Annotated in this window: 3 protein-coding genes; all 3 read right to left on the bottom strand. The window is 28.4% G+C overall.

Annotated elements, in window-relative coordinates:
• Positions 1-432 precede the first annotated feature (432 nt).
• Positions 433-2,160 (bottom strand): ankyrin repeat domain-containing protein, encoded by a 1,728-nt coding sequence (locus ACTCDL_RS13720; protein WP_463177974.1) that lies wholly within the window; start codon positions 2,158-2,160, stop codon positions 433-435.
• 410 nt (positions 2,161-2,570) lie between these two features.
• Complete coding sequence (locus ACTCDL_RS13715) at positions 2,571-3,920, bottom strand: ankyrin repeat domain-containing protein (RefSeq protein WP_463177971.1); 1,350 nt, start codon at positions 3,918-3,920, stop codon at positions 2,571-2,573.
• A 617-nt stretch (positions 3,921-4,537) separates the two neighbouring features.
• A partial coding sequence (locus ACTCDL_RS13710; protein WP_463177968.1) for an RNA-guided endonuclease InsQ/TnpB family protein occupies positions 4,538-5,432 on the bottom strand: 895 nt, incomplete at its 5' end.

The raw sequence follows: 5,432 nt of genomic DNA, 5'->3' as shown, positions 1-5,432 counted from the left end.
CCTGAGGTAATTTATCCGAAGAAGTACTCTTGGGGTGCGAATTAATGCGAATCACACGAATTAGGATATTAATAGATTAAATTAAAGATTTAAAAACTCATGATTTTAATTCGCGTCAATTCGTGTAGATTCGTGGATAAAAATACTTTTTTAATGATTTTCATAAAAGTAGTGGAAGAGCCATAATTATGAAAATTTAAGTTTAGGAATATAATATGAAATCTTTATTGGTTTCTATATATAATTAAATTCATTTCAACAATTCCTTCTTACAACTACATAATTCAACATATCATAACAAATGCCTTTTTATTTTGACTTATATTCTTTCTGTTAATTTTAGTAGATTAGAGATTTGGATGACCATAAAATAGAAACTCCCAAATATCCTTATAGCAGTTGGATACTTGGGAGTTTCTATTTGTTATTGGTCTATCCCTTAAAGTATTCCTTTAATAGCTTAATAATATCGATTCTATTCCACATAGTTGCTATTTCAAAAGCATTAGTACCACGATATTTTACCTTTGGATTTGCTCCAGAATCTAATAATAATTTCACTATATCTACATTATCAGAAGAGATAGCCTCAAATAAGGCTGTTTTACCTCTGTTATCACGCTCATTAACATTAGCCCCAGCCTCTATTAACATCTTAATAAGCTCTATATCCTCAAATTGAGTAGCATACATCAATGCTGTTCTATTTCTATTATCAGTAACATTGATATCAGCACCTTCATCCAATAAGACTCTAGCCTCTTCAAGATTATTCTCCCTAACCTTTAAGAGCAGTTTCTGCCCCTTCTTCTTATCCCTTTTAATTACTTTCTCTTCAATTTCTATTGGATCCTCTTGCAAATCATTCTCCTCTTCATCTTTGGCACTCTTAGCATTTGACTTTATCTTTGACAAGAATTCCTCTTCTTCTTTACAAATCCCAGTAAAGGCTTGCATATCTTCATCTATTACCTCTTCCTTAAGGATATCCTCTAGAGTTTCTTGCTTATTATCCTCCCTGTTTAATTCTAGCTCAATCCCTTCTTTCTCTTCATACTCAATATCTTCAGCAACTGATAAGGATAAATCTTTAAACTCTTTAGATAATACCTCTTTTTGATAATCCCAGATCAAATCTAAATTGGTAAGTAGCTCAATTGTAAAATTAAAGGTTGTAATCTCTTGCTTAATATCAACAAAAGCATCAGACATTAAATAAGTCCCAATCAACTTAGCTTTAATCCCATCTTCTTTGTATGTTATCCCAGCATTATCTAATTCCTGTACCAAAGTATCATAGATAATCCTCTCTTCATTATTTAATTTGATTATCTTTTCTATCCCTTTAATTATAGGAGCTTCAAATAAATCTAGCTCCTTAAGGCCATCCTCAGATAAATTCTGATACAATTTAGTACATATAGAGCTATTTCTAATTAAATACTTGTAGAACTCTTCAATTGTAATCTCATCATCTACACTTACCCCCATACCATCTAGCTTAATCTTTAATAGCATCAAATCTGAAGTAGCCCAATTACCTTTTTGCTGATCTAAAAATTCTATTATAAGTAATAAAATTCTATCAAAATCAGGAGAACACTTATAATCCCCTGTTAATTGATAAAATGACTTTTCAAAGTCATTGGACAATGCATGAAAGTATTCATTTAAATTATTATATAGATCGAGATTATCCTCATCTTCTTTCTGCATATGCTCCAATTTATTAATAATAGTTATGGCTAGCTCCCAGCTTAAACTCCCTCCATCTATTATCTGCTTTAATAAAGAATATGCCGCATATCTAACTAAACTTAATGTCACTACTTGCTCATCTAACACCAGATATTTCTTCCAAAAGTGATCGATAAAATTATCTTGATTTAGCTTGTCTTCTTTAACAGTTAGAATAGGAATGCTATTTAATACTAGTCGAGAGATTAATCTTCTATCTCCCTGAATCTCATTAATAAGAATATTAACTCTCTTGTCTATCCTAGATTTATCCTCTTCTTCAAGGCTCTCAAGCTCTAAGTAATCCATTAAATCCCCAATACTTCTAATCGGATTAAGTTCCTTATCAATATAATCATGCTCTTCTACTTCCTCCAATTTAGAAAAATCAGGAAGGTCAAACAAATCAAATAAATCATTCATTATATCTTCCCCCTCTAATCATATAATAGTCCTCTTATAAATCATTTAATTAAGAGTTCTTACTTTAAAGGTGCTAAGTAAATTCATCATATCATCTAAAGGACCTACTTCTTATTTTAATTATATTCTTAGTAAGGTTTTTTTAAATTAGCAATAGAGGATATAATTTACATATCAATTTAATATATTTCAACGTTAAAAGTAAATTCTCCTTTAAAAATAAGCAGATAGAGTAGAATTTAAATATAATGAAATTTAACCATGAGTCTATATGGAGATATTGGGGTATTTTTTCTTTGGTGGTTAGGAGCTAGAAATTTACCCACCTTTCCACCTAATAACGAAAGTGTCACACTATCTTTCTATTGTTTCATTTTCAATTCACATACCTATAAGGCCTTATACTATACTTAATCATCTAATAATGGAATAATATTTCTTCTATTCCAATCTATCGCTAACTCCAAAGGGGTTTTGCCCAAATACCTGACATCAGTATCGCAATGAGCTTTAATTAAACGAAAAGCCACCTTAGCATTATCAGCTATAACAGCTTCTATCAAGGCTGTTCTTCCTTTATTATCCCTTAGATTTAAGTCAGCCCCTAACTCTATTAACCTATCAACTAGCTCTAGATTATCAAATTTAACTGCATAGATTAAGGGAGTTCTATTATTATTATCTCTATAATTAAGATCAATTCTCATATCAAGTAACTCTTTTATCAATCTAAGATTATTATTCTCTATAGCTTCAATAAGTAATCTCCCTCTATTCTCCTTATCTTTATTTAAGTTCCAGCTTTCATTAAAAAAATTATCTTCTAGGTTCTGACTTATTCCTATCTTCTCATCTATTTCTGCTGAATTATCTTTATCTTCTATATTAAAGTTCCATACCAAAGATAAATTGATTATTAGGCTAACTCCAAAATCTAATAAGTTAATTTCTTGATCTATTGCAGAAAAATAATTCTCTCTAAAGTATCTGCTAATTTGATTTAGTATAATCTTTTTATTCTTGCTTTTAGCAAAAATAATTATAGATATTCCTACAATTAATGAAGATTCAAAGGATGATATATTTGCTAACTTCTCTTTAGAGATATATCTAAATAATAAATTTAAAATTTCAAGGTTATCTAATAAATATTCATAAAATTGTTTAAAAGTTATTCTCTTTTTTAAATTTAAGTCTATCTTCCCCAAAGCTAATTTTAGCCATATAAAATCTTCTATTCTCTTTACTCTCTTCTTTTTCTGGAAGAAGTTTATAACTACTAATATTATCTTTTCAAAGTCCGATAGATTACTTGGATAATCCCCTATATAGAGATAGCTTAATTCCCATCTCTTTTTTATTCTTAGAAATAATCCCCTTAAGAGCTTGTATATCTTTAAGTTCTTATCATCTGCTGGAATCTCTTCTAATCTATTAATAACTAATAATAACAACTGAAAACTCATCTTCTTATAAAATACTACTTCCTTTATTAAAAGAAAAGCAACATATTTAATTTTATATACATCCTTTGTAATATCTGAATATAGACCTAGCAGTTTAGTTAGCTCTTCTAATATACTATCTTTCACTCTATTTTCTTTAAGAACTAAAAGAACAACACTGATTATAAAGACTCGATTAATATACTCCTTATTATCAATATTATCCTTTAACTTCATTACAACCTTATATTCAAGACCTAACTTCTCTCTTTGATTTATATTGATATCAGTAAATAATTTAGCTAACTCCTCCATAATTTAGCCACATCCTTAATTAGAATTATTTATAACTTGAAATTAATGGTTCAACAACGAACTTTGTGATTACAAATAATAATAAGTTTAAATTATTATCTAGCTACGGGTTTTAACCCATAGTATATGCAAGATCCATGATACCACCACAGGTTAAAACCTGTGGCTAAAGTGGTATTAACACATTTTCACAAAAATCGTGGAAGAGCCAACTTAATTATTCTATTTGAATAAAGGTTCCTATTATATAATAATACTCTTTTTGTATTATTTTTCCTTTTTTTACTTAGTTTAATTTAAAGATATTTAGGAAAATAGTAAAAGCGATTTATGACTATAGATTGAATTAAATAATTTCATTAATTAAAAATCAATAATTCAGCTTATTTAGCAACGAATATAGCGAATTTAAAACAAAGAAAATTCTAAACTATTAATTTATTCTTTTTTCCTTTTATTCGTGTAATTCGTGTTAATTCGTTGCAAAAAAGATTTTTTGATTCTTTAAAGAAAAACATTAGTTCAACTTATATAATAATGTAATCAAGTGAACAACCTCCGAGACAAGCAACGGAGGCTTCAAAAGAAGTTTGAAGTTTAAGTTTCCTCCTAATTCATTAGGATATCCTTATTCTTTTAGGACTTGCCACAAGCCCATTATCCCTAATCTGCTTTAGCATTTTGGGAATACATTTATCTTTCAAGTATTTTCTCATTATATTTAATGAGCCATTTACATCAGCATTGATTCGTTTGTTTCCAGTTTGAAATAGACCTCTTTTAATTCTTCTAGACTTATCATAGTTAGATTTATTTAATTTTTCTAGGTCTATGGAACTGCAACCTGATGTATAACTTTCATTAATTAAGACTACTTTAATACCTTCTAATTCAGCTTTGTACTCAATCAATTCTACTAATCTTTGAATTGGTATTTGAACAAAAGATTTAAGTCTATTACCTTGTTTAATATTCTTCAAATCTCCAATGATGATAGTAGATGCTTTATTTTGAATTGCTAAGTTAACTATTTTTCTACTAGCTTTATGAAGGTAGTCTTTAACATAGTTTCTTCTTTTTAATCTAAGATTTCTAATTTGCTTAGTATCTTTAACTTTGTTAGTGTCTAATTGTTTCATTCTAATACTTTGAAGTTTAGAAATTTCTTTATTAAAATAAGAATTTTTAGATTTAATAGTCTTACCATTAATTATATAACTTTCAGAATTGTCCTTAAAAGTTAATGTAGCAAGATTATCCAAACCTAAATCTATTGACATTATATTAGAATTATTATTCTCTTTAACTTCTTCAACTTTATAGATAATCAGTAAATACCATTCTTTAGAGAGTTTATCTTGCTTAATCCTTACCTGCTGGAGGGTGTTTCCCACGAAATGTCCATTGGACATAGAGGGAGTTTCTAAATTTATAATGCTTTGAACTGCTAAGGGCAACTCAAATTTAAGACTTTTTACATCAAATTCAGATTTTATCGCTTTAGCTAAGGAT

The organism is Orenia sp. (assembly GCF_055140805.1).
Note: the sequence above shows the minus strand (reverse complement) of the source record. Positions and strands in the feature narration are given on the sequence as shown.